General features: G+C 62.0%; 23 protein-coding genes. 11 read left to right on the top strand and 12 right to left on the bottom strand.

Features of this window, described 5'->3' with window-relative positions; all coding sequences use genetic code 11:
- Positions 1-33 precede the first annotated feature (33 nt).
- The 3 genes from AC1DNK_RS09970 to AC1DNK_RS09960 form a co-directional block, all read right to left on the bottom strand.
- A complete protein-coding gene (locus tag AC1DNK_RS09970; protein ID WP_477940744.1) occupies positions 34-1023 on the bottom strand; it encodes a WD40 repeat domain-containing protein in 990 nt (329 codons plus the stop codon).
- Complete coding sequence (locus AC1DNK_RS09965; RefSeq protein WP_477940742.1) at positions 1023-2138, bottom strand: CobW family GTP-binding protein; 1116 nt, start codon at positions 2136-2138, stop codon at positions 1023-1025. Before AC1DNK_RS09965 ends, AC1DNK_RS09970 begins: the two co-directional genes overlap by 1 nt.
- 127 nt (positions 2139-2265) lie before the next feature.
- Positions 2266-3057, bottom strand: a complete 792-nt coding sequence (locus AC1DNK_RS09960) for a creatininase family protein (protein WP_477940741.1) — start codon at positions 3055-3057, stop codon at positions 2266-2268.
- A gap of 72 nt (positions 3058-3129) precedes the next feature.
- Here AC1DNK_RS09960 and AC1DNK_RS09955 point away from each other — a divergent pair, with 72 nt between their 5' ends.
- The 3 genes from AC1DNK_RS09955 (at position 3130) to AC1DNK_RS09945 (ending at position 5762) form a co-directional block, all read left to right on the top strand.
- The gene (locus AC1DNK_RS09955; RefSeq protein WP_310297528.1) at positions 3130-3642 is read left to right on the top strand and encodes a MarR family winged helix-turn-helix transcriptional regulator; all 513 of its coding nucleotides are present in this window, start codon (positions 3130-3132) and stop codon (positions 3640-3642) included.
- 119 nt (positions 3643-3761) lie between these two features.
- Positions 3762-4784 carry a LacI family DNA-binding transcriptional regulator gene (locus AC1DNK_RS09950; RefSeq protein WP_112385593.1) on the top strand — a complete coding sequence of 341 codons (1023 nt, stop codon included), beginning with the start codon at positions 3762-3764 and terminating at the stop codon, positions 4782-4784.
- A 15-nt stretch (positions 4785-4799) separates the two neighbouring features.
- Positions 4800-5762, top strand: a complete 963-nt coding sequence (locus AC1DNK_RS09945) for a 2-hydroxyacid dehydrogenase (RefSeq protein WP_477940740.1) — start codon at positions 4800-4802, stop codon at positions 5760-5762.
- Here the strand turns inward: AC1DNK_RS09945 and AC1DNK_RS09940 are convergent.
- Positions 5759-6529: a gamma-glutamyl-gamma-aminobutyrate hydrolase family protein gene (locus tag AC1DNK_RS09940; protein ID WP_477940739.1), complete on the bottom strand. Its 771-nt coding sequence runs from the start codon at positions 6527-6529 to the stop codon at positions 5759-5761. The two genes, AC1DNK_RS09945 and AC1DNK_RS09940, sit on opposite strands and share 4 nt — an antisense overlap.
- 293 nt (positions 6530-6822) lie before the next feature.
- Between AC1DNK_RS09940 and AC1DNK_RS09935 the strand changes: the two genes are divergently transcribed.
- A complete protein-coding gene (locus AC1DNK_RS09935) occupies positions 6823-7929 on the top strand; it encodes a TRAP transporter substrate-binding protein (protein ID WP_477940738.1) in 1107 nt (368 codons plus the stop codon).
- A gap of 63 nt (positions 7930-7992) precedes the next feature.
- On the opposite strand, the gene AC1DNK_RS09930 is transcribed toward AC1DNK_RS09935, so the two are convergent.
- Together AC1DNK_RS09930 and AC1DNK_RS09925 are read right to left on the bottom strand one after the other, a co-directional pair.
- Positions 7993-9531, bottom strand: a complete 1539-nt coding sequence (locus AC1DNK_RS09930) for a TRAP transporter large permease (protein ID WP_477940736.1) — start codon at positions 9529-9531, stop codon at positions 7993-7995.
- Between the two features lie 21 nt (positions 9532-9552).
- Complete coding sequence (locus tag AC1DNK_RS09925) at positions 9553-10092, bottom strand: TRAP transporter small permease subunit (RefSeq protein WP_477940734.1); 540 nt, start codon at positions 10090-10092, stop codon at positions 9553-9555.
- A 321-nt stretch (positions 10093-10413) separates the two neighbouring features.
- Between AC1DNK_RS09925 and AC1DNK_RS09920 the strand changes: the two genes are divergently transcribed.
- The 6 genes from AC1DNK_RS09920 to AC1DNK_RS09895 all read left to right on the top strand — a co-directional run bounded on the left by AC1DNK_RS09920 (position 10414) and on the right by AC1DNK_RS09895 (position 17058).
- Positions 10414-12711, top strand: a complete 2298-nt coding sequence (locus AC1DNK_RS09920) for a putative bifunctional diguanylate cyclase/phosphodiesterase (RefSeq protein WP_477940733.1) — start codon at positions 10414-10416, stop codon at positions 12709-12711.
- A 143-nt stretch (positions 12712-12854) separates the two neighbouring features.
- Entirely contained in the window at positions 12855-13607 is a 753-nt protein-coding gene (locus tag AC1DNK_RS09915; RefSeq protein ID WP_112385586.1) for an N-acyl amino acid synthase FeeM domain-containing protein, read from the top strand.
- A gap of 178 nt (positions 13608-13785) precedes the next feature.
- Positions 13786-14010, top strand: coding sequence for an aa3-type cytochrome c oxidase subunit IV (locus AC1DNK_RS09910; protein WP_112385585.1), 225 nt, complete (start codon positions 13786-13788; stop codon positions 14008-14010).
- 96 nt (positions 14011-14106) lie between these two features.
- Positions 14107-15255 carry a Re/Si-specific NAD(P)(+) transhydrogenase subunit alpha gene (locus AC1DNK_RS09905; protein ID WP_477940731.1) on the top strand — a complete coding sequence of 383 codons (1149 nt, stop codon included), beginning with the start codon at positions 14107-14109 and terminating at the stop codon, positions 15253-15255.
- Positions 15255-15653 carry a proton-translocating transhydrogenase family protein gene (locus AC1DNK_RS09900; RefSeq protein ID WP_112385583.1) on the top strand — a complete coding sequence of 133 codons (399 nt, stop codon included), beginning with the start codon at positions 15255-15257 and terminating at the stop codon, positions 15651-15653. Before AC1DNK_RS09905 ends, AC1DNK_RS09900 begins: the two co-directional genes overlap by 1 nt.
- A gap of 10 nt (positions 15654-15663) precedes the next feature.
- On the top strand, positions 15664-17058 hold the full coding sequence (locus AC1DNK_RS09895) for an NAD(P)(+) transhydrogenase (Re/Si-specific) subunit beta (RefSeq protein ID WP_477940728.1): 1395 nt from the start codon (positions 15664-15666) through the stop codon (positions 17056-17058).
- 117 nt (positions 17059-17175) lie between these two features.
- Here AC1DNK_RS09895 and AC1DNK_RS09890 read toward each other — a convergent pair whose 3' ends face one another.
- From AC1DNK_RS09890 to rpsU, 5 genes are all read right to left on the bottom strand, one after another.
- Positions 17176-17658, bottom strand: coding sequence for a DUF992 domain-containing protein (locus AC1DNK_RS09890; RefSeq protein ID WP_112516811.1), 483 nt, complete (start codon positions 17656-17658; stop codon positions 17176-17178).
- 62 nt (positions 17659-17720) lie between these two features.
- Complete coding sequence (locus AC1DNK_RS09885; protein WP_477940726.1) at positions 17721-19379, bottom strand: sensor histidine kinase; 1659 nt, start codon at positions 19377-19379, stop codon at positions 17721-17723.
- 209 nt (positions 19380-19588) lie between these two features.
- A complete protein-coding gene (locus AC1DNK_RS09880; protein ID WP_477940724.1) occupies positions 19589-20653 on the bottom strand; it encodes an NAD(P)/FAD-dependent oxidoreductase in 1065 nt (354 codons plus the stop codon).
- 24 nt (positions 20654-20677) lie between these two features.
- Positions 20678-21550 carry a tetratricopeptide repeat protein gene (locus AC1DNK_RS09875; RefSeq protein ID WP_112385578.1) on the bottom strand — a complete coding sequence of 291 codons (873 nt, stop codon included), beginning with the start codon at positions 21548-21550 and terminating at the stop codon, positions 20678-20680.
- 137 nt (positions 21551-21687) lie between these two features.
- Positions 21688-21900: a 30S ribosomal protein S21 gene (gene rpsU / locus AC1DNK_RS09870; RefSeq protein WP_003585885.1), complete on the bottom strand. Its 213-nt coding sequence runs from the start codon at positions 21898-21900 to the stop codon at positions 21688-21690.
- Positions 21901-22178: 278 nt separating this feature from the next.
- On the opposite strand from rpsU, the gene AC1DNK_RS09865 reads away from it, so the two are divergent.
- Positions 22179-24356, top strand: coding sequence for a CHASE2 domain-containing protein (locus tag AC1DNK_RS09865; RefSeq protein ID WP_477940934.1), 2178 nt, complete (start codon positions 22179-22181; stop codon positions 24354-24356).
- On the opposite strand, the gene AC1DNK_RS09860 is transcribed toward AC1DNK_RS09865, so the two are convergent.
- On the bottom strand, positions 24353-25438 hold the full coding sequence (locus tag AC1DNK_RS09860) for a FecR family protein (RefSeq protein ID WP_477940722.1): 1086 nt from the start codon (positions 25436-25438) through the stop codon (positions 24353-24355). The two genes, AC1DNK_RS09865 and AC1DNK_RS09860, sit on opposite strands and share 4 nt — an antisense overlap.
- Positions 25439-25496: the final 58 nt, after the last annotated feature.

Here is a 25496-nt window from a genome sequence, read left to right as displayed (position 1 = left end):
ACGTCGTTGAAGGCGGCTGACGCCGCCATTAACTCAGGCCGAGATATCGACCACGCCGCAATCGCCGGCTTCGGATGCGAAGGCCAGCAGCTTGCCGTTCTTGCTCCAGCTCATGGCGGTGATCGCGCCCTTGCCGGGGCGGCGGATCAGGGCTTCCTTGTTGTCGGCGAGGCGAACGGCCAAGATCATGCCGTCGATGAAGCCGATCGCCAGGATATCCTCGGCCGGGTGAAACTTGACCGCAGTCGCCATGATGTTGGCGCGCGTGCCGAGCTCCAGCGGCGATTTCCCCATCGGGCCGTCCTTGCCCTGGAAGGGCCAGACGATGGCAGCGGGAGCACCTGACGAGGCAAGCCACTTGCCCTTGGCGGACCAGGATAGCGACTTCACCTTGGCCGGATAGCCGGTCATGCGCATGTGGCGGGCCTCGGTGCCGGGCTTGATATCCAGCTTCCAGCCGTGCAGGGCGTTTTCCTGCATCGAGGTGACGAGGAAGTTGCCATCGGGCGAGAAGGTGACGCCTGTGTGGGCGCCCTTCCATTCCAGATCGACAGGCTTGGCTGTCGTCGAAACCCAGTGCAGCGACACGCCGTTATAGCGGGCAGCGGCAATGCGCAGGCCTTTCGGCGCGAAGGCCAGGCCTTCGACGGTGCGTTCTTCGGTGAATTCCTTGGTCTCGCCATTGGCGAGACGCACGAAGGCACTCTTGCCATAGGAATAGGCGATGGCGCCCTGCGGGCCGGCGGCGAGCTGCGAGATCCACTTGCGCGGCGCGCTGGCGATCTCGGTCACGGAAGCATCGGCGCCGATGCGCAGTACCTTGCCGTCTTCGCCGCCTGAAATCAGGCTTTCGCTATAGGGGTCGCGGATGCAGGTGAGCATGCCCTGGTGGGCTTCGGAAACCTTCTCGGCGCCATCCAGCCGGTGGAACGTGCCATTGGCATTGGCGAAGAAGGGGGTGTCACCTAAAAATTCGACGGCCAGGATGTGGCCGTCGAGATCAAGCGGAGCAACTGTTGGCATCAGGCCGCGGCCTCGCATGCCTTGAAGGAGGCTTCGAGCTTTTCGCGGTCGAGTTCGCGACCGATGAAGACGAGACGGGTCTCGTGCTTCTCGCCGTCCTTCCACGGACGCTGGTGATCGCCTTCGACGATCATATGGACGCCCTGAACGACATAGCGCTCGGCATCGTCCTTGAAGGCGATGATACCCTTCAAGCGCAGGATATTCGGACCCTGCGTCTGCGTGATCTTCTGGATCCACGGGAAGAAGCGCTCGGCAATCATTTCGCCGCCGCGCAGCGACACCGACTGCACCGTCACATCATGGATCGGCGATACGGCGCCATGGTGATGATGGTCGTGCCCGTGATCATGATCATGATGGTGATGATCGTGGTCATGGTCATGACCATGCGCGTGGTGATGGTGATCGTGATCGCAGTCCGGGCCGCAGACGTGGTCGTCATGGCCATGCTCGAGGAAATGCGGGTCGTTTTCCAGCGCACGCTCGAGATTGAAGGCGCCCTGATTGAGCACGCGGGCGAGATCGACGCCGGAGCGGTTGGTCTTGTAGACGCGGGCCGACGGGTTGATGGCGCGAACGATATCCTCGATCTGCGCCAGTTCTTCGGCGGTCACGAGGTCGGTCTTGTTGATGAGCACGACGTCGGCGAAAGCAATCTGGTCTTCTGCTTCGCGGCTGTCCTTCAGGCGCAGCGGCAGATGCTTGGCATCGACGAGGGCGACCACGGCATCGAGCTCGGTCTTGGCGCGGACGTCGTCATCCATGAAGAAGGTCTGGGCGACGGGAACCGGATCAGCAAGGCCCGTCGTTTCGACGATGATGCCGTCGAAGCGGCCGGGACGGCGCATCAGGCCTTCGACGACGCGGATCAGGTCACCGCGCACCGTGCAGCAGACACAGCCGTTGTTCATCTCGTAGATCTCTTCGTCGGATTCGACGATCAGGTCATTGTCGATACCGATCTCGCCGAATTCGTTGACGATGACAGCATATTTCTTGCCGTGATTTTCGGACAGGATGCGGTTCAGCAGTGTCGTCTTGCCGGCACCAAGATAACCGGTGAGCACGGTAACGGGAATGGGCTTCTGCTGGGTGGAGATTGCGTCGGTCATGAGAACCTCGAAGAAATGGGCGTGCGGCCGCAGGGGCTAAAAACGGTCGGTTTCATATAAGGAGTTGGGAGCGGCAGTTCAAAGGATTTTATAATGTTATAAGATCACATTCTGCCGCTGCTGCGCCTCAGCCAAGTTCGGATGCGTCGAAGGCATCGATATCCTGCAGCAGCTCGATCAGGCCTTTAACGGCGTGGGCGACCAGTGCATCGCCTTTTTCTGCCGTCGCGGCAGAAGCATTGCCCGCCACGCCTTTCGCGCTGAGATCGGACATCTTCCAGCCGAAAGCGTGCGGACCATAGGCGCGCAGATGCTTGAAGCGTTCTGCGAATTCGCTTTGCCGCGACGGGAAATCCGCCGCTTTCTGCATCTTCACCTTGCCTGGGTGCAGAGCCAGCATCACCGATGTCTCGATATCGCCGCCATGAATGTCGATCGCCTTCGCCTCCGGCGCAATCACGCCCTCGGGCACGCCGAAGCGTGTCCAGCTGGTTGCCACCGCGAGCATGTTGAAATGGATGCGGGCCTCAGTCGAAACGATTGCCGTCAGCGGCGAGTTGCCGCCATGAGCATTCAGCAGAACCAGCTTGCGGATGCCGAGATCATGCAGCATCCCCGATATGCCCAGCCAGCGATGGATAGCCTCGCCATAGGTCAGCGTCTTCGTGCCCTCGACATCCATATGCTCGATCGAATAGCCGATCGGCTCAGCCGGAAGAAAGGTCACGGGCAAGCCCGCCGGCAGCGCCGCTTTCAGGCGCTCGACAATGCCTTCGGCGATCAAGGTATCAGTGTCGAAAGGCAGATGCGGGCCGTGCTGCTCATGGGCGCCGAGCGGCAACACGGCAATCCAGCCCTTTCTTTCGTCAGGCGTGAGCGACGGATCGTTTTCCGCGAAGTTTAGAGAGGGGACTGTCATGCGGTTTCAATGCCCCTTGTTTATGACGTGAAGCTGCGCAATGTCATAATGCAGAAGATCAAAGGGATGGCGATGGGCAAGAAGCACAAAGACGGTAAGAAAAACAAGTCCAAGAAGAAGGACCAGACCGAATATACGCTTGCCGATCTCTCGCCCGCCCTGACACAGGCGGCGCGTTCGATGCGCACCGTGCTGTCCCGCAATCTGCTGGAGAGCGGTCTCTATGCCGGGCAGGACGGCGTCATTCTTTCGCTTTCGGAAACGGATGGCATGACCGCCGGCGGGCTCGCCCAGCGCCTCGGCGTCAAGGCGCCGACGATGACGCGGACGATCGGACGCATGGAGGCGCAGGGTTTCGTCGAGCGCAAGCCGGATGCGGAGGACGCGCGTCTGACCAAGGTCTATCTGACGGAGCTCGGCCGCGGCAGCGTCCAGTCGATCGAGACCGCCGCATCGCGTTGCGATGGGATGGCGACACAGGCCTTTTCCGACAAGGAGATCCGCAATCTCGTACGGCTGCTGAAGGCGATCGACAACAATCTGCAGGCCGAAGCCGCGCATTTCGAAGAGCCGGACGAAAACTGAGATCCATTGAAATTTAGGTTTGCCTCCCCGCGTTTAATCTTTTAATTAAATATTTTAAGGAGCGCGCTTACCCGTTCGCACAAGCGCTCCATATCTAGCGCGTTGCCTGGGGAGGATGCGTGGCTCAGAAGATCAAGCTTTCGACGATTGCCGAAACACTCGGTATTTCAACGGCAACCGTCTCTCTCGCCTTACGCGACAGCCCGCTCGTTGCGGGCAGTACCCGGGACAAGATCAAGGAACAGGCGCGAGCGCTCGGCTATATCTACAACCGCCGCGCCGCCAGCCTTCGCACCTCGCGATCGGGCATCATCGGCGTCGTCGTCCACGACATCATGAACCCGTTCTACGGGGAAATCCTGAAGGCGATCGAGAGCGAGCTCGACCGCAGCCGCCACACCTTCATTCTTTCCAATCACTATGACTCGGTCGAGAAGCAGCGCACCTTCATTGAGACGCTGCTGCAGCTCGGCGGCGATGGCGTCATCATGTCGCCGGCGATCGGCACGCCGCCCGAAGACCTGCAACTGACCGAAGATAACGGCATGCCGGCGATCCTCGTCGCCCGCTCGATGGACGTGATGGATCTGCCGACCTATCGCGGCGACGACAGCTACGGCATCTCGCTTGCCACCAACCATCTGATCGGCCTCGGCCATCGCTCGATCGCGATGATCGGCGGCACTGACCAGACCTCGACCGGCCGGGACCGCTACCAGGGCTATGTCAATGCGCTGCGCAAGGCAGGCATCGAGGTCGATCCGAACCTGCGCATTCCGGGCCCGCGTTCGAAGCAGGGTGGCTTCGAAGCCGCCGTCCACTTCCTGTCGCTGCCTCAGAAGCCGACAGCGGCCGTCTGCTGGAACGACCTCGTCGCCATCGGCCTGATGAACGGCATCGCCCGCGCCGGCCTCGTCCCCGGCGGCGACATTTCGGTGACCGGCTATGACGACCTCGAGGAAGCATCGATTGCAACACCGGCGCTGACCACCGTCTGGAACGGCCAGGCCGAAGTCGGCCGGCTTGCGGCGCGCGCGCTGCTTGACCGTCTTGCCGGTAGTCACGAACCCGATGGCATCCATCTCATCAAGCCGGAGATGCGGATTCGCCAGTCGACCAGCCCCTACAGACCCCGCACGTAATCAAGAGGAAAAGCCATGTCCCGCATCGCCATTCTCGTTCCCGGGAAGATACACGAACGCGTTCCTGCCAGGCTGCAGGAGCATTTCGAGCTGATCACCGCTGAACGCGATGCGCATGGCACGCTCGCGATCGATGCGGAGACGGCGGCGCGCATTCGCGGCGTGGCGGTATCGGGTTTGATCAAGGCTGAAGATATCGACCGGCTGCCTGCGGTCGAGGTGATCTCTAGCTTTGGCGTCGGCTATGATGGCGTCGATGTGAAGCATGCGGCGTCGAAGAATATCGTCGTGACCAACACGCCCGACGTGCTGAACGACGAAGTTGCCGATACGGCGCTGGCGCTGCTTCTCAACACCGCCCGTGAATTTCCGCGCGCCGAAAACTGGCTGCGGGACGGCAACTGGAAGCCCGGCGTGAACTATCCGCTATCGCGCTTTTCGCTGAAAGGCCGGCATGTCGGGATGTTCGGCCTTGGCCGCATTGGCCAGGAGATTGCCGCGCGGCTGGAGCCGTTCAAGGTCAAGATCAGCTACCATACACGCACGCGCAACCCCGACGTCGCCTATGATTATTACCCGTCGCTGAGGGAGCTGGCGGTTGCCGTCGATACGCTGATCGCCATCGTTCCGAAAACGCCTTCGACGCACAAGATCATTGATGCCGACATCCTTTCAGCGCTTGGGCCGGACGGGATCTTCATCAATGTCGGCCGCGGCTGGAGTGTGGATGAGGACGCGCTGATTTCGGCGCTGAAGAGCGGCACGATCGGCGCAGCCGGTCTCGACGTCTTCTATGACGAGCCGAATGTGCCCGCCGGACTGATCGCGCTGCCGAACACCGTGCTGCTGCCGCATCTGGCCTCCGGCTCGGTGCCGACGCGCAACGCCATGGCCGATTTGGTGGCCGATAATCTGATCAGTTGGTTCCAGCAGGGCAAACCGCTGACGCCGGTGCCGGAAACGCCCGTCAAATCCTAGGCGATCGCCTTCGAGGCGGTCCGCGCGGCGACATAGCTGCGCACCGCATCACCGAAAGCCTCGAAGATCTGGTTCGAGGGCTTGTCGGTTTCGGCCCAATATTCCGGATGCCACTGAACGCCGACGGCAAAGGCCTTGGCATCGATGACGGAGACGGCTTCGACCGTGCCATCTTCGGCCAATGCCTCGACCTGCAGCCGCGGCGCCGTCTTGGCGATCGCCTGGCGGTGCAGCGAGTTCACCTGAACCTCGCCGGAACCGATGATCCCTGCAATGCAGGAACCCTCCTTGACGAAGACGCTCTGGCGGATCGCATACATGCCGTCGCGATCAACGCCGTCTGGCTTGCGGTGATCCCAGATGCCTGGCTGTTCCTGGATCTCGCTGGCGAGAGAGCCGCCGAGCGCGACGTTCAGTTCCTGGATGCCGCGGCAGATGGCCAGCAGCGGGATGCCGCGGTCGATGGCGCGGCGGATCAGCGGCAGGCTGGTGGCATCGCGCGCCGGGTCGAACGGACCATCGCTGTCTTTCGCCTCGGCGCCATAGAGGGAGGGGTGAACGTTGCTCGCCGAGCCGGAAACCAGCACACCATCGACACGGTCGAGCACTGCGTCGATATCATAGCCCTTCTCGAAGGCCGGAACGATCAGCGACATGACGCCGGCCGCATTGAGTGCTGCTCGGACATATTGATGCTGGGCGGCGTGCCAGACGGCGCCATCGAGAGTTCGGATGTCGGCGGGAACGGCAACGATCGGCTTGGTCATGGTCTGTCCGGAAAATCTCTTGGTGATGCCTATTTGAGAGCCGAGATCGGCTTCAAAGTCAACTTCTTGGCGCAATGGCTGGCCAAATTGGGGCAGTGGCCGATATCGGCCGCGAAGAACAGGTTAAACTGCTGATTTTGATGGAAAGGCCGGTCGCGCCGCATTGCTGCCGTGATGCCAAAGTCTCATAGACTAAAGCTTGAAACGCGAACGGCTGCATGCTTAGCTCGGCGCCATTGCGACGGGTAGGGAAGAGTTTAGCCGCGCATTGCCATCTATACGGGAGGTTTTTGATGGATCGTCGTTCATTTATCAAGAAGGCGGGTGCTACCGGGGCAGGCGCCGTCGCGGCTGGCGCATTGGCAGCACCGGCGATCGCGCAGGAAAATCCGAAAATCTCCTGGCGCATGACGTCTTCGTTTCCGAAGAGCCTGGATACGATCTTCGGCGGCGCCGATGATGTCGCCGAGCATGTTGCCGCTGCGACGGATGGCAACTTCCAGATCCAGACTTTTGCCGCGGCCGAAATCGTCCCGGCGCTCGAAGCGGCTGATGCCGTCAGCTCCGGAACGGTCGAAGCGGCGCACACTTGCTCCTATTATTTCGTCGGCAAGGATCCGACCTACGCCATCGGCACGGCGATCCCCTTCGGTCTCAACGGCCGCCTGACCAATGCCTGGTATTACGAAGGCAACGGCAACACGCTGATGAACGAGTTCTACGCGACGCAGGGCATCTACGCGCTGCCCGCCGGCAATACCGGCGCCCAGATGGGCGGCTGGTTCCGCAAGGAAATCAACACGCTCGATGACCTCAAGGGTATCAAGATGCGTATCGCCGGCATTGCCGGTCAGGTGATGTCGAAGGTTGGCGTCATCCCGCAGCAGATCGGCGGCGGCGACATCTATCCGGCCCTGGAAAAGGGCACGATCGATGCGGCTGAATTCGTCGGCCCCTATGACGATCTGAAGCTCGGCCTGCACAAGGTGGCGAAATACTACTACTATCCGGGTTGGTGGGAAGGTGGCCCGACGGTCCACGCCTTCTTCAACCTCGAAAAGTGGAACAGCCTGCCGAAGCACTATCAGGCAGCGCTGACCGATGCCTGCGCTTACGCCAACACCAACATGATGGCGAAGTACGACATGAAGAACCCGGGCTCGCTGAAACAGCTCGTCGCCGAAGGCGCGACGCTGCGTCCGTTCAGCCAGGAAATCATGGAAGCCTGCTTCCAGGCGTCGATGGACCTCTACAAGGACCTGTCGTCGAAGAACCAGTATTTCAAGAAGATCTATGAGGATCAGGCCGCGTTCAAGCGTGATGCCTATCTGTGGATGCAGCTCTCGGAATACACCTTCGACACGTTCATGATGATCCAGCAGCGGGCCGGTAAGCTCTGAGCTTTCAGGCCTCGACGTCGAGTAAAGTAAGCCCCGGATGCAAGTCCGGGGCTTTTTGTTTGCTTACTTGATGACCGGCGGCTGGCTGAGGTCGGGCTGCGCCGGTCCTGCCGGGGCAGGAGCCGCTGGTGGTTGGCCGGGCGTGCCGAGCGGTGGCAGGGTGAGGCCCGGGATCTGCGGCGATGCGCCACCGGGAGCGCCCATCGGCGGCAGGCCGAGCTGGCCGCCGAAGCCGGGCACTTCGATCTTGATGGTGTTCGGATCGACCTGCGGACCCTTGTCCAGCCAGTAGGTGACGGACTGCGGCCAAAAGATGATGATCGCCACCAGGATCAGCTGCATGCCGACCCAAGGGATCGCGCCCATGTAGATGTCCTTGGTCTTCACGTCCCTGCTGGCGATCGAGCGCAGATAGAACAGCGCGAAGCCGAACGGCGGGTGCATGAAGCTCGTCTGCATGTTGACGCAGATCAAGACGCCGAACCAGATCAGGTCGATCCCGAGGCTGTGGGCCACCGGCGCCAGCATCGGGATGACGATGAAGGCGATCTCGAAGAAATCGAGGAAGAAGGCGAGGATGAAGATGAAGATGTTGACGAAGATAAGGAAGCCGACAGGACCGCCCGGGATGCCCGAAAGCATGTGCTCGATCCAGCGCGAGCCGTCCATGCCCTGAAAGACGAGGCTGAAGCATGTCGAGCCGATCAGGATCATCACCACCATCGAGGTGATGTGCATGGTCGAGGTCATGGCTTCGCGGATCAGCGGCCAGGTGAGGCGGCGGTGCAGGGCGGCAAGCGCGATGGCGCCGACGACGCCGAGAGCGCCTGCTTCGGTCGGTGTCGCGAGGCCCATGAAGATGGTGCCGAGCACCAGGAAGATCAGCACGATCGACGGGATCATGCCCCAGAGAACGGTGGCCAGCAGCTTCCAGTCAAAGTCGCCGCGCACTTCCTTCGGCAGCGGCGGCATCGATTTCGGATTGATGATCGACAGGATCAGAATGTAGCCGACGAAGATCGCCACCTGCAGGATCGAGGGGCCAATGGCGCCGAGATACATGTCGCCGACGGAGCGGCCGAGCTGGTCGGCGAGGACGACGAGAACCAGTGAAGGCGGAATGACCTGGGTGATCGTTCCCGATGCGGCGATGACGCCGGTCGCAAGCCGCGGGTTGTAGCCGTAGCGCAGCATGATCGGCAGCGAGATGACGCCCATGGTGATGACGGAAGCCGCGACCGTGCCGGTGATGGCGCCAAGCACGGCGCCGACCAGAATGACGGCATAGGCAAGACCGCCCGGGATGGCGCCGAACAGCTTGCCGGTACCTTCAAGCAGGTCTTCCGCCAGCCCGCATCGCTCGAGCACGGCGCCCATCAGCGTGAAGAACGGGATGGCAAGCAGCAGGTCATTGGAGACGATGCCGAAGAAGCGCAACGGCAAAGCCTGCAGGAACACTTCGCTGAAATGGCCGGTAATAATGCCGATGATGCCGAAAAACAGGCCGACAGCGGCCAGCGAGAAGGCGACCGGAAAGCCATAAAGCATGAAAATGATCATGCCGACGAACATGGCGGGCGGAATGATACCGTAATCGAACACGTGCTTTCTCCCCCGGATGTCTTACTGCAGCGGCTTCTCGTATTTCGTGTCGATCTGGATACTGCCGGCGAGTGCCGCGATCCTCTTGATCAGCTCCGAAATGCCCTGAAGGCTGAGAAGCGTGAAACCGGCAAACAGCATGAACTTCACCGGCCAGCGGATCAGGCCGCCCGCGTTGGCGGAGACTTCGCCCTGTTGGAAGGAATGCATGAAATAGGGCCAGCAGAGAATGGCGAGGAAGATGCAGGCCGGGATCAGGAAGACGATGAGGCCGATGATATCGATCCAGAGCCGCGCGCGATCCGAGACCGAGCCGTAGATCAGGTCGACGCGCACATGCTCATTGTTCCGCAGCGTGTGGGCGGCGCCGAGCACGACGACATAGCCGAAGAGATACCATTGGATCTCCAGCCAGCCATTCGAGCTGTAATTGAACGTGTAGCGGACGATGGCATTGCCTGCGCTGATCAGGCAGCAGAAGAGCACCATGTAGTCTGCAATCTTGCCAATGACTTGGCTGAATCGATCGATCAGCCGGCTGACACTCAACAGAGCCGCCATCTCTTCTCCCCGTATTGCCTTTGCGGCAAGTTCTCCTCGTTGTAATTTGTGTAAACGAGGGTTCCCTAAAATGAAAGATGAAATGGCCCGTGTAGGAGTTTAGTCGTAGGCGCCATGGTTGTGGCCACTGAGGGCTCGCCGGTATGCGGCCGATGCCGACCCTAATATAAGTCAAGAATAATGCATCTCCCGGATGTGTATTCGCACTCCGTTTTTGAAATACGCCCCGGAGTTTTAGAAAAACCAGCCAAATACATAGGGTTCATGCAATCAAATTTTAAAGGGTTCTGAGTATCGTGCCCGCGCACAGGGAAAATATGGATGAAGCCACATAACCCGAACCGGGTCCCGAAGGATGTGTACCTGTCGTTCGTGAGTTCCCTCTTCGGGAACCGCATGACGCTTGTGGCCGGTGTCGTGGTTCATGCTGTCGCTTTCGCCGCAGTGGCGGCAAAAGCCGATGCCCCGCTCTATTATCTGCTGGCGCTCGCATTTCTCATCATTTTCGCCGGACGCATGTTCAGCTTCCGCCAGTTCGACAAGCTGGACAAGCAATCGCTGACCCGTGCCGATATCGAGCGCTGGGAGACGATCTACGTCGCCGGAGCGACCTCGACTGCCGCCATTCTCGGCATCGGCAGCGGCTACGCCATTTTCATCCTCAAGGAGCCTTTCGCCGAACTCGCGTGTATCGCCGTGACGATGGCGTCGATGGTATCGGTGGTCGGGCGCAACTATGGTTCTCAGCGGGCGATCGACCTGCAAACGCTTGCCTGTTGCCTGCCGATGATCGTCTGCAGCCTGATGGCGCTGGATTTCTACCGCGCTATCCTCTCGGCCTTCCTCATTCCTTTCGGCCTGACGACGCGGGCGATGGCAAACGGTGTGCGCGAGTTTCTCTACGAAAATGTCATCGCCCACCGGCAGATCTCGCTGATTGCCGACCGGTTCGATACGGCGCTCAATAACATGCCGCATGGCCTTGTGATGGTCGATCCCGGCAACCGGATCCAGGTGATCAACCGCAAGGCCTGTGAGCTCCTGAAGATCGGCGACCCTGACAGACTGAAGGATCGGGATCTCGGTGCGGTGCTGCGCTATGGCGCCCGCTACAGTTTCATGGATTCCTCGCAGCCCGATCTCATTCTGCGCCAGCTGTCGCAGGTGGCGGAAGGCAGCATGTCGCGGGTGCTGATCCACTTGCCCGAGGACCTGTCGCTGGAGTTCTCTGCCAAGCGCCGGGTCGATGGCGGCGCGGTGCTGATCTTCGAGGATGTGTCGAGCAGAGTGAAGGCGGAGCAGAAGATCCTGCACATGGTCCGCTTCGATGCGTTGAGTGGCCTGCCGAACCGCGAATATTTCGGCCAACTCGTCCAGGATTATCTTGGCCGCCATCCGCGCCGCAAAGGCCCGCTTGGCTTCATGGTCATCGATATCGACGAGTTCAAGCATGTCAACGACATGCGCGGCCACATCACTGGCGACAAGCTGCTCTGTGCCATCGCCGAACGGGTGAAGGAGAAGGCCGGGAGCGCGATCGTCGGGCGCCTGATGGGCGACCAGTTCGTGATCTTCTTCCCGCATGCCAAGAGCCGGGACGCGCTCGAAGGCGAAATGCGGGGCATGCATGCCGCGATCCAGGGGCACTACGAGGCCGACGAGGTGACTTTCCTCATCTCGCTCAGCGCCGGTTATGCGGTGCTGGAAGGCAATGCGTTCGCAATGGACGAATGGAGCATCAAGGCCGATCTGGCGCTGTTCGAGAGCAAGTCGCGTGGACGCGGCGGTATCGCAGGTTTCGAACACGAGATGGATGGCCGCTATGTCGAGCAGCAGAAGCTGAAGGCCGATCTTCGCGATGCCGTCGTGGCGGGCGCGTTGAACGCCGTCTACCAGCCGATGTACAAGACCGACGGAACGCGGATCGAATGCGCCGAGGCGCTGGCGCGCTGGGTGCATCCCGAACGGGGTTCGATCCCGCCCGATGTGTTCATCCGGCTTGCCGAGGAGATGGGCATCATCTCCGATATCACCCGCTTCATCCTGCTGCGCGCCTGCGCCGACTGCATGACCTGGCCGGAGCATATCGCCGTCTCCGTCAACCTTTCGGCGCGTGACCTGCGTGACAACGATATTCTCTCGCTGGTCTCCGAGGCGCTGTCGCGAACCGGTCTGCCACCCGCGCGCCTGCATCTGGAAGTGACCGAAAGCTGCCTGATCGACGAGCCGGCGGCGGTGCGCGCCATCCTTGCGGAACTGCGCTCGCGCGGCATCACCATCGCCATCGACGATTTCGGCACCGGGTTCTCCAGCCTCAGCTATCTCGACACGCTGCCGCTCGATATCGTCAAGATCGACCGTTCCTTCGTGCGCAACATCGTGCAGGATACCCGCAGGCTGAAGCTGCTGCGTGGCACGGTCAATCTGGCGCGCGAGCTTGGTTTGAAGATCGTTGTCGAGGGTGTCGAGACGGCAGATCAGCTTGCCATCCTCAACAAGCAGCGCAGCGCCGATCTGATCCAGGGCTACGTCTTCTCGCAGCCTGTTCCATCGCAGAACATCGGCATTCTTTCCGCGAATCTGCGTCCAGCAGCGCGCCGCAAGACCGGCGCCGCCTGATTTCCCCTCAGAATTCAGGGGTATAGCGACCATAACCGCGGCGGCCGTTAACCTTAACGATTCAAATGTGATTAACATTGTCTGCAATCATTGCGCGAGAACGGGCGGTATGCTTAATGATCCGTTAACAAGCGGTGAGCACGATGGCAGACGGTTTTTCGACGACCAGCGATTTCAGCAGGAAGCTGATGGAAATACTCGACCACGTCGAGTACCGGCGCATTGAAAGCACCGAGGATATGGAAGATGTGGAGCGCTTGCGCTTCCGGGCCTATAAGGCGCGCGAAGTGCTGCCGGTCGCGGCCACCACGCTGATCGATGACGTCGATTTCGACCGTCAGGCCTATGTCTTCGGGCTGTACTATTATGAAGAACTGGTCAGCACGATCCGCATCCATCACGTGACGCCCGATCATCGCGTTTCGCAGTCGGGCGGCATCTTTCCCGGCGAAATGGATGCCTTTCTCGATGCCGGAATGACGCTGATCGATCCGGCCCGGTTTGCGGCCGACCCCGAAGCGGCCGCTGAGCTTCCCTGGCTGCCTTATCTGACACTGCGCCCGAACATCGTTGCGGCTGCGCATTTCCGCGCCGACCGCGTATTGCAGCATGTGCGCCCGGCCCATGCTGCCTTCTACAAGCGGGTTTTCTACGCCGATACCGTCGTCGCGTCGCGGATGGCCGATATCTACGGCTTCGACCTGACGCTGATGGCAACCAATGTGCTCGAAGTCGGACGCAAGCTGCTGACGCGCTATCCGTTCTTCATGTCGAGCGCCAGCGAGCAGCGCATGATGTTCGGCCGGGTCGCGGATCAGGGACCGCCGGCACTGACCATCATCCCAACGGCGCGCTTCGTGCCCGAGGGCGAGCTTGGCACCGATCTGCCGCTCTGAGGCTATGGCGCAAGAAAGCCGTTTCCGCGTACTGCATGTGGCATTGTCATGCATTGCGCTTTCCCGAAGCTTTGTGTAAGCCCTGAACAGGGATTGATCCGTTGCAAGCGCTGCTGATCATGGCATTCAGGCGGTCTGCCGCACTGTGCGGACCGGGCATTTGAGGGAGACGATATTCATGGCCGAACATCACACCGGACCCGTCGAAGTTGGCGCGCCGATGGACTACAAGGAACATGAGGCCACGTACAATACGTTCATCGCTGCCGCAAAGTACGGCACGATGTTCCTCGTCGCCCTGCTGCTCGGTATGACGGCTGGTTTCTTCACCGGCGGCGGCCTACTCGGCGGCATCCTGGTTTTCCTTATCATTCTCGTCGCCGGTCTGGTCCTGCTGCGTTGATCGCGGCAGGGAGGGGCGATTTTCCAAAGATTTTCTGACGCTTGGCCATAAGCGGGGAGACCCGCGGCGGTCTGGCTGACCCGGAGGAGGGGGCAGTTGGGCACTATCGTATTCGTCGCGCGTGAAGCGGCGGACTTGGAGACGCGCGTATCTGCGTCACCCGAGACCGTCAAGAAGATGAAGGGCCTCGGCTTCGACGTGATCGTCGAGGCGGGGGCGGGTGGCCTGTCGCGTATCCCGGACGGGGAATTCGAGGCTGCCGGTGCCAGAATCGGCACGGCTGCCGATGCCGCTTCGGCCGACGTTGTCCTGAAGGTGCGCCGCCCGGCTGCGGCGGAGATTGCCGGATACAAGAGCGGTGCTGTCGTCATCGCCATCATGGATCCCTACGGCCATGACGAGGCGATTGCCGGCATGGCAAGTGCCGGTCTTTCCGCCTTCGCCATGGAACTGATGCCGCGCATCACCCGCGCCCAGTCGATGGACGTGCTCTCCTCTCAGGCCAATCTCGCCGGTTATCAGGCGGTCATCGAGGCAGCGGCGGTCTATGACCGGGCGATGCCGATGATGATGACGGCGGCAGGCACGGTGCCGGCCGCCAAGGTCTTCGTCATGGGCGCCGGTGTTGCCGGCCTGCAGGCGATCGCCACTGCGCGCCGTCTGGGTGCCGCGGTTTCGGCCACCGACGTTCGCCCGGCCGCCAAGGAGCAGGTCGCCTCGCTCGGCGCCAAGTTCATCGCCGTCGAGGACGACGAGTTCAAGGCCGCCGAAACGGCTGGTGGCTATGCCAAGGAAATGTCGAAAGCCTATCAGGCGAAGCAGGCGGCACTGGTTGCCGAGCATATCACCAAGCAGGACATCGTCATCACCACGGCGCTGATCCCCGGCCGCCCGGCGCCGCGCCTCGTGACGCGCGAGATGCTGAAGGCGATGAAGCCCGGCGCCATCGCCGTCGATCTCGCGGTCGAACGTGGCGGCAATATCGAGGGTGCGGTGGCCGATCAGGTGGCCGAGGTCGAAGGCGTCAAGGTCATCGGCTATGCCAACATGGCAGGCCGTGTCGCGGCCAGCGCTTCGGCGCTCTATGCCAAGAACCTCCTGACGTTCCTGGAGACCATGGTCAACAAGGACACGAAGACGGTGGTCATCAATCTCGACGACGAGCTGATCAAGGCGACGATGCTGACTTATGCCGGCGATGTCGTGCATCCGGCATTCGGCGGCGCCAAGAAGGGGGATAACTGATGGCCAGTGAAGCAATGGACAAGGCCCTCGAGCAGCTCGACCAGGCCGTCACGGCGGTGGCAACGGCTGCGGCGCACGCGCCTGAAGTCGCCAGTGCGGCGACAGGCGGGGCGATCGATCCTTTCGTCTTCCAGCTGGCGATCTTCGTGCTGGCGATCTTCGTCGGCTACTACGTCGTCTGGTCGGTGACGCCGGCGCTGCATACGCCGCTGATGGCAGTGACCAATGCCATCTCCTCGGTCATCGTCGTCGGCGCACTGCTCGCGGTCGGCATCTCGGCCAGCGGTCTGGCAACCGGCTTCGGCTTCGTCGCGCTGGTTCTCGTCTCGGTCAATATCTTCGGCGGCTTCCTCGTCACGCAGCGCATGCTGGCGATGTACCGCAAGAAGGACAAGTGAGGCCGGACGCATGACCAATATCGCAGCTTTCCTCTACCTCGTCTCCGGCGTGCTGTTCATCCTGGCGCTCCGCGGTCTGTCCCATCCCGCCACCAGCCGCAAGGGCAATCTCTACGGAATGATCGGCATGGGGATCGCCATCCTCACGACGCTGGTGCTGGCAACGCCGTCCTTCATCGGCTTCGTGCTGATCGTGCTCGGCCTGGCGATCGGCGGCGGTGCCGGCGCCTATATCGCCCGCGTCATTCCGATGACCTCGATGCCGCAGCTGGTTGCCGGCTTCCACTCGCTGGTCGGCCTTGCCGCCGTGCTCGTTGCAGCATCGGCGCTCTATACGCCGCTCTCATTCGGCATCGGCGATATCGGCTCGATCCATACCGAAGCGCGTGTCGAGATGGCGATCGGTGCGGCCATTGGCGCGCTGACCTTCACCGGCTCGATCATCGCCTTCCTGAAGCTCGACGGGCGGATGTCCGGCAAGCCGATCATGCTGCCGTTCCGCCACGTCATCAACGCCGCTCTGCTGGTGCTGATCGTCTTCTTCATCATCGGCCTTGCCGTCACCGAAAGCCATTTCGACTTCTGGGCGATCATCGTGCTGGCGCTGGCGCTCGGCGTGCTGCTGATCGTGCCGATCGGCGGCGCCGACATGCCCGTCGTCGTCTCGATGCTCAATTCCTATTCGGGCTGGGCGGCAGCCGGCATCGGCTTCACGCTCGGCAATCTGGCGCTGATCATCACCGGCGCGCTGGTCGGCTCGTCGGGTGCGATCCTCTCCTACATCATGTGCAAGGGCATGAACCGCTCCTTCGTCTCGGTCATTCTCGGCGGCTTCGGCGGCGAGACATCGGGCGGCGCGGCGGACAATTCCGACAAGACGGTCAAGCTCGGCTCAGCCGAGGATGCCGCCTATCTGATGGCCAATGCCTCGAAGGTGATCATCGTGCCGGGCTACGGCATGGCGGTGGCACAGGCCCAGCATGCGCTGCGCGAGCTTGCCGACAATCTCAAGAAGGCCGGTGTCGAGGTGAAGTACGCGATCCATCCGGTGGCGGGCCGCATGCCCGGCCATATGAACGTGCTGCTGGCCGAGGCCAATGTTCCCTATGACGAGGTCTTCGAACTCGAGGACATCAATTCGGAATTCGCGCAGGCAGACGTTGCCTATGTCATCGGCGCCAACGACGTTACCAACCCGGCTGCGCGCGACGACAAGACCTCGCCGATCTACGGCATGCCGATCCTCGACGTCGACAAGGCTAAGACCTGCATCTTCGTCAAGCGCTCGCTCGGCTCCGGCTATGCCGGCATCGACAACACGCTGTTCTACAAGGATGGCACCATGATGCTGCTCGGCGATGCTAAGAAGGTCACCGAAGAGATCAACAAGTCGATCGGTCATTGATTGGTTTGAACGCTACTGTGCGGAAAGAGCCCGGTTTCGCCGGGCTCTTTGCTTTTGTGGCCTAGGCACAGAAAAGGCCTGCCGCGGCAGGCCTTTTCCTCGCCGCTGAACCCTTGATCAGGTCGCAGCGGGCGCCAGCGTCATTTTCTCCACACCGACAGCGAGATTGAGCCCCTCTTGGGCCTGAATGTTCAACGGCTGCAGCATGAAGGATTGGTTTGTGCCGCCGGCAATCACCTTGGCGCCGGCCCCAGCGCCGAAGCTGGCATCGGCGCCGACGCCGTAATATTCGCCGGCAAGCGCGAATTGCGGGAAGTCAGTGCCTGTCTTGGCCAGCACCTGCCAGATCATCACGCTCTTGCCGGTCTGGCCTATATCGATGCCGTATTTTTCGATCTTGCCTGCGTAGACGGCCTTCGCACCGCCGCCTGCCGGCGTGTAGGTGCAGATAAGGTTCTTCTCGGACTTGATGATGAGACCCTGACCACCGTCCGAACCGCAGACGAGGCGCCCGAGGCTGACATAGTCTGCAGCTGCCGCCGGTGTGGCGCAGGCTGCAGCGGTCAGCGCGGCGGCTGCGATCATCGTTTGCTTGAACATGGTCCTTCTCCTTTGGATGACCTGTTCGAAACGGGCGGCGCTTTTGATTGTTCCCGCCGGCTCTAATCGCGGGCCAGCGTGCTGCGGGTCGCCGTCAGCACCCAGAGCAGGCCTTCCGCCAGGTAATCGACCTGAACGGTGCCGCGGAAGGCCGCTGCGGCATGCATCTTGATGACCGTCGTGCCGAATCCGGAGCGCTCCGGCACTTTCACCGCCGGTCCGCTCAGTTCCCGCCAGATGAACCGCAGCATCGGTTCCGTCTGGTTTTCCACTTCGACCTCCTCCCAGGAGAAGGTCACGCGTCCCTCGGGGATCGACAGGGCGCCGTATTTCACGGAGTTGGTCGCCAGCTCATGCAGCGTCAGGCCGAGATTCTGGACTGCCTCGGGCTTCAGCATGAAGTCCTTGCCAACGATTTCGATTTGCTCGACGGCCTGCGGGAAGGCGTCGAGATGGATATCCACCACCCGCCGCAGCGAGGCGCCGGCCCATTGTTCGCTGGTCAGGAGCTCGATCGACCGCACCAAGCCATCCAACCGCTCGGCAACTGCTGCCTGGAAACCCTCGACGCTGTCGGCCTGCTTCGCAAGCTGGCGCATCATCGCCTGGGCCAGCGTCAGCAGGTTCTTGGTGCGATGAACCAGTTCGTTCATGACGAAATGCAGCCGGTCCTCGGTCTGGCTGCGATCGAAGGAGGCGTTGGACAGCGCGACGGCCACCTGGTTGGCCTCGACGACGCTGGTATCGATCGGCGCGACGATGTGGCCCTCGCCCATGCGGTTTGCCATCTCGGCGATATCGCGGATTGTCGTGCGCACCTGACGGGCCACGGCATAGGCGGCGAAAACGGCGACGGCGAGGAGGGCAATGCCGCCGATGATCAGAAAGCGCCAGGTCGTCAGGATGGATGCCTGCGCTGTGGAAATCGGCCCCCAGATTACCGTCTTCCATGACCAGCCGGGGATCTGCGCGTAGCCGAGCAACTGGTCGGGCAGGATCTTGCGGTCCTCGAAGACGCCGCGGGACGCGATGAGCGAAGGCAGGATACGCGGGTCAAAGGCGGTGCCTGGTTCGATGGCGAAGGGCCCGCCCGAGGCGACGACGTGCCCGGACTGGTCGATGACGGCTGCCGACCATCCGGCCGCAAGGCCTTCCGGCTGCAGCATCTTCGCCAGGTCCTTGGCGTTCTGGGTGATGATCAGCGCCGCTGCGTTGCCGGTTTGGACCGGCATGGTGACGTTGTAGACCCACTCGCCGCTGGTGCTGCCCTGGAAAACGTTGGAGGCCTCGATCCGGCCGCTATCCATGGCGTATTTGAGCGCCGTGAGATTGCTCATCTTGCCGAGCTGCGTGCCAAAATCGCGGCGGGTATTCAGCAGCTGCTGGCCGTCCTTGTCGGTGGCGATGACATAAAGCGTATCGCCGCGCAGCGCCGTTTCGGTGCGCTGGTGGAAGGATGCGTAGTCATTGTGCTCAAGCTCCGGCGAGGTGGCGAGCAGGCGGAGCGTGGTGGCCATATCCTGCAATTGCCGGTCGACGGAGCGGGAGAGGGCGAGCGCATCCTGCGCCGTCTCGCGGCGCAGCGTGTCGCGCTGGTTGTCCTCCAGCTGCAGCAGCAGAAGCGTCACGAAGGCGAAGATCGGCACGGCGATGGCGACGGCCATCGCAACCAGGTAGGTGCCGATCGTGGCCTTTGGAAACATGCGGGAACGCAGGCTCATCGGCAGGCTCTTCCACCTAGCCGGCACACACGGAATCCGGAACTTTTTCCAACAGATAGGAAAGCAGAAAACTGCATTGCCGCCATCGCCCTGAACGCGTTCTGATTCCCGATAGCCTGCTATCGATGCAGGGTCATGTTAGGGGGTGGGGGATGGGGTTGCAACCTCCTAAATGAAGGTGACGGCTTTGTCGCATTTCGTACCAACGCTCACGCAAAACGCGCCAGGCGGAACGGTTCAAGGTCGCTTTCGGTCTCGCCTGTGAGAATTTCGCTTGCTGCCAGCAGCCCGGCAAGCGGTGCCAAGGTTACGCCCGAATGCATCACGGCCACGTAGAGCCCCGGGCAGCCGCCGTTGCCGATGATCGGAAAACCATCCTTTGGCGTCGGGCGGTAGCCGACGGTGAAGAGTTCCATGGTCAGGTTCTCGCTGCTTGCGAGATTGGCCTTCACCTTGGCGAACAATGTGGCGGCGGTCGATTTGTGATCCGCGCCGGGCTCGCTGCCGCCGAAGTCGCTGCCGGCGATAATGCGGCCCTCGGCGGTCTGGCGCATGTGGAGCTCGGGCGCGATGACCAAGCCGGTCAGGCGCTTTTCGAATGGCCGGGAATGAACGATCAATCCTGCAGGTGCATCGATCGGCAGCGTGATCCCCGCCGAAGCTGCAATCGGGACAGCGCCTGCTCCGGCGGCCAAAACCACGTGGTCGGCCTCAACGATGCCTGTCGACGTGACGACGCCGGCAATGCCTTCACCGCGCCGCAGGAGGCCGCGCACGGCGGCGGTGACGAATTTTGCGCCGCGCGCCCCGGCATCAGCCAGCATCAGGCGGGCGGCCGCGACCGGCTCGACGGCGCCTTCTTCGGCGATGCTGAGCGCGGTCTCGGGCAGCTGTGTCAGGAAGGGTTCGCGCGCGGCGATCCCGGCTTTGCCGATTCGCTCGATGCCATAGCCCCACTGCGCATGCTGGGTCTCATAGGCGAGCAGCTCGTCTTCAGGCAGATCCCAGCATATGCCGCCACACCAGGAGAGCGGCAGGCCGGGTAGTTCGGTGGCCAGACGCTTCCACTCTGTCATCGAGCGGCGGCGGAAGCGGAAATAGAATTCGGGATTGCCCCAGCTGGCATTGATCCAGGCGAAGGAATTGGGTGTTGCAACACCGCCGGTGTCTTCGGCGATCACGGTGACGTCGGCGCCGTCGCGGGTGAGGTGCCAGGCGATGGAGGCGCCGATGATGCCGGCACCGGCGACGATCACATGCTGTTTCGCCGCCATGGTGCCGTCTCCAATGCTTCAGGATCAGCCGTTGCTGCTGGGAGCGCCGAGCCGGGCCATGCCGTCTCGCGCCGGCTGGTATTTCGGGTCGAGGCCGACGGCGTGGCGATAGCTGCGCATCGCCTTGTCCTTGTCGCCGCGGCGTTCGTAGACCAGCGCCTGGTTGGCCCAGGATTCGGCAACGTTGCCGTTGAGTTCGATCGCGTGGTTGAAATCGGCGAAAGCGTTATCGTCGTCGTTCAGCGCGATATACGAGATACCGCGGCCGTTATACGGCTCGGGCGAATTCGGAGAAAGCGAGATCGCCTTCGAGAAGTCGTCGATTGCCTTGTCCTGCTGATTGCGCTTCTGGAAGATCAGGCCGCGATTGTGATAAGCACGCCCGTCGGTGGTGCCGAGCTGGATCGCCTTCGAGAAGTCGTTGAAAGCCGGGTCGTCCTGGCCTGCCTGGCGGTAGACATTGCCGCGGCCGATATAGGCGACGTCGTAATTCGGGTTGATCTGCAGGGCGGCATTGTAGTCGCCGATCGCCTGCTGCTGCTGGCCCATGTTGCGATAAACAAGCGCGCGGTTGGCATAGGCCTGGAAGAAGCGCGGGTTGATCTGCAGGGCCGTGTTGAAGTCGTTCAGCGCAGCCTTGAACTGGCCGGCGCGGCCATAGGCCGAACCACGGACGTTGTAGCCTTCCGGATCGCGTGGATTGGCGTTGATGACCGAAGTCAACGAGGCGATGTTCCCTTCCGAGCCCTGGGCCTTGTCGATGCGGATAACGGCATCGGAGGTGTTTTCGGTCTGGCAGCCGGCAAGGCCGACCGCGGCAAGAACCGCCAACATCGGCAGAAGCGGCGCCTTGGGCGCGCGCAAGGACCGGGACGAAGAGAACAAGAAATCAGCCATTCGTGCGCTTTCCCCATGCGTCATGTCCGAGGGCGAACGGACATGCGATCTTCAGCGGCAAATTAAAAAGGCGGCGGCGACACCAATCGCCCCCGCCAACATGCATCTGAAAACGTCGAAATAACGACGGACACGCCTTAGCGTGCAACCAGACCTTCGCGCTGTGCCCGCTTGCGAGCCAGCTTGCGAACGCGGCGAACGGCTTCAGCCTTTTCGCGAGCGCGCTTCTGCGACGGCTTTTCGTAGTAATCGCGCATCTTCATTTCGCGGAAAATACCTTCGCGCTGCATCTTCTTCTTGAGAGCGCGGAGAGCCTGGTCAACATTGTTATCGCGGACGAGTACCTGCACGAGAATCACGTTCCTTTGGTTTTGGTTGCGCCATGAGGCGACGCAGCGCCAGAGGCAAAAACATAACGTTCGCGCGGCGAGAGCCTTGCGATTGGTGATGCGGGATATCAGATCGCTTTCTGGAAGTCCAGCCGGGATGTGGACTGGTGTGGAAAAAATGGCGGATAGAGCCGCCAGGTGCGCCGCCTACCCATCCATAAGGGCGAGTGGCCATTGATGCGAAAGCGTCGTAAATTCGCTGCCGCCGCGTGGCTCCATCTCAAGAGCGCTGCATGTTCATGACGCGTACGCAGCAAATCGGCGTTCTCATCGGTCTGTTGATCGTCGCGGCGCTGACGGCCCTTCGGGCGGGCGACCCTTCGCTGCTGCGGCAGGCGCGGGATGTCACTTTCGATGAGTATCAGCGGATCGCGCCGCGGCCATTCAAGCCGGTGCCTGTGCACGTGATCGATATCGACGAGGCGTCGCTCAAGGAGTTCGGGCAATGGCCCTGGCCGCGCGACCGGCTCGCGCATCTGGTCGAGCGTCTTTCCGAAATGGGTGCCGCAGCGATCGCTTTCGACATGCTGTTTGCCGAGCCGGACCGGCTTTCACCGCGGGCGATCGCCGCGGACGCCGAAGGTATTGACCCGGCCGTGATCGCGAAACTGCCCGACAACGACCAGATCTTCGCCGATTCGATCGCTTCCAGGCCTGTCGTGCTCGGCTTCGGTCTTTCCAACGAAGGTGACTACCGTCCGCCGGTAAAGGCTGGTTTTGCCTTTACCGGTGAAGATCCGGCGGCGGCACTTCCGCATCTTGCGGCGGCAACGCCGCTTCGGCCGGGGCTGGAGAAGAATGCCGCCGGGATCGGGCACATCAGCCTCAATCCCGGCAATCCTTCGCCGGTGGTAAGGGCCGTCCCGCTGTTCCTCAGTGATGGTAGCCAGTTCTATCCCAATCTCGCCATGGAAGCGTTGCGGGTGGCTCAGGGCGCATCGACCTATGTGCTGGCCGGCGCTCCCGGGGTTGCCGGGGTGATGACCTCGGCGAAGATCGGTGATTTCGTCGTACCGGTGACGGCCGCAGGCGAACTCTGGCTTTACGTCACGCCCGACCGGGCGGAACGCTATATCTCTGCGCGGCTGATTCTCGATGGCACCGGGCCGCCAGCCGCCGTCGCCGAGGCGATCAACGGCAGCATTCTCTTCATCGGCACATCTGCTGCCGGCCTGCAGGATATCCGCACCACGGCACTCGGCGAAAATGTGCCCGGCGTATCGCTGCATGCGCAGACGGTGGAGCAGATCCTCTCTGGTCACTTCCTGTCGCGGCCGGATTGGGCCGATGGGTTGGAGATCCTGGCGATCGCCGTACTCGGGACGCTGCTGGTATTCATAACCACCTTCGTCAGCCCGGCCGTTGCGCTCGCCTGCGGGCTGGCGATCACGGCGCTGGCGCTGGTCGCGTCCTGGTTCTGCTTCTCGGCGCTCGGCCTGCTGCTTGATCCGCTGGCGCCAATCCTCGGCGGCTCGATCACGCATTTCGCGGCGACATCGTTCCGTATTCTCGTCATCGACCGGGAGAGGCGGGAGGTGCGACGCGCCTTCGGTCATTATCTCTCGCCGTCGCTGCTTTATAGAATAGAGCACACGCGTGATGCGCTGCGCCTCGGTGGCGACGACCGGGAGTTGACCGTGATGTTCGTGGATGTCCGCGACTTCACCGAGATCAGCGAGCGGCTTCCACCAACCGCTGTTGTCCACTTTCTGAATACGCTGCTCGATGCCTTGAGCCACCACGTGATCGCAAACGAAGGCACGCTCGACAAGTTCATTGGCGATTCGATCATGGCCTTCTGGAATGCGCCCGTCGATGTGGCCGATCACGAGGCGAAGGCGGTGCGTGCAGCGCTGGCGATGCGCGAGACGCTCGCCCGGCTGAACGCCGACGATGCCTTCGGTTTCGGCCCGGATCAGAAAGTTGGCATCGGCATCGGCATCCACACCGGTGTCGCCTGCGTCGGCAACATGGGGGCGGAAACGCGTTTCAACTATTCGGCCGTCGGCGACGCGGTCAATGTCGCGGCGCGTATCGAATCCTCCTGCAAGGAGGTCGGTTTCGACATTCTGATTTCGGAGGAAACCGCCAAGCGTCAGCGCGAGATGGCGCTGCTGGAGGCTGGCGCGGTGGGGCTGAAGGGGAAAAGCACGCGGACCGAACTCTTCGCCGTCGTCGGCGGCCCGACGCTAGCCGGGTCGGCCGACTTCACCGAATTGCGTCTGCTGCATGCGGAACTGCTCTCGGCGTTGCGGAGCCGCTCGCCAGCGCTCCGGCGGATCGCCGGCGCGATCAGGTTGAAAGCCAGGGCCGTGTCGCCGCATCTGCCGGATTTCTACCGCAAGCTCGCCCGCCGTGCCGATCATTTCCGTGATGCGCCACCGGCGCCGCATAAACGGCAGATCATCCAATCCTAACGGCCGCGGCTCCAGTTGCCGCGATCCCTTCCGTCCCGATTGCCGCCCCTGTCACCGCGATCGCCATCGTGGTCGCGGGTACCGTGTCCGCGGCCATGGCCGTGATCATCGCCGCCGTGATCGTGACCACCCGGGCTATCCGGTCGATCCGGTCGATCCGGTCTATCAGGTCTATCAGGTCTATCAGGTCTGTCTGGCCGATCTGGCCGATCCGGTCTGTCGGGTCTGTCCGGCCGGTGCGGTTTGTCAGGCTTGTCCGGTTTGTGGGGCCTATCCGGCTTGTCCGGCTTGTCCGGCTTATGGGGCTTGTGAGGCTTATCCGGTTTTGACGGTTTCTCCGGTGGAACCGGCGGAGGCGGTGGCGGCGGGGCCAGGCGGGGAGCGGGGGCCACCGGGTCGCGCCGGTCCTGCAATGCGGCGCTCATGCCGCAGCTGGTGCCGAGCATGCCCGAGAGACGCTGACTGCCGGACAGAAACGGAAGGGCGCGATTGGTGCCGAGCGTCTGCAGCACGCTGCGATCGACATGCTTAACGTCGGTCATGCCGCCGCTGCGGTCGGCGATCACGCAGTCGCAGCGCCGCGTCAGCTGCCGGCAGCCGCCAGGTCCGCAGAATTGCGCCGCGCCGTTCAGAAGCACGACGGCCGTCGTGCCATCCGGACCGACGAAGAAATCGAAGGCGGTGCCCCTGACGCCGATTGTTCCGGCAGGGGTTAGGATCTGGTAGGCCGAGGACTTGGAGCTGCCGCTGATCCAGCGGAACGTGCCCTTTGCAGCCTTGATACTAAGACGCTTCACGGAATCGCTGTCGTCGAAGACATAGCGGTCGATGACGACGGATGAGCCCCAGCCGACAGCAAGTTTCGTTCCGTCGCGGAAGACGAACTGCCCCAGGCCCGATTGCGAGGTGCGGATGCGATCGTCGCGATAGACGGCGGAGTTGACTTCGAGTGGCCCCTGTTCGCCGGTCACTGCGGTCTTGATCTCCACAGCTTCGCCCACGGCTTCCGCCGCCGCGGCCGTTACCGGGATCAATGACGTAAAACCGAGTGCCGCAATTGCGGCACATCGCAAAAACCACATGAAATATCCCTCACATATATGGATATTAGCATGTGCTTCACCGCGCGGTCTGCCTGCC

This window comes from Rhizobium sp. 01N424 (genome assembly GCF_056399485.1).
The sequence above is the reverse complement of the archived record's forward strand: the minus strand, read 5'-3'. Positions and strand labels throughout refer to the sequence as shown.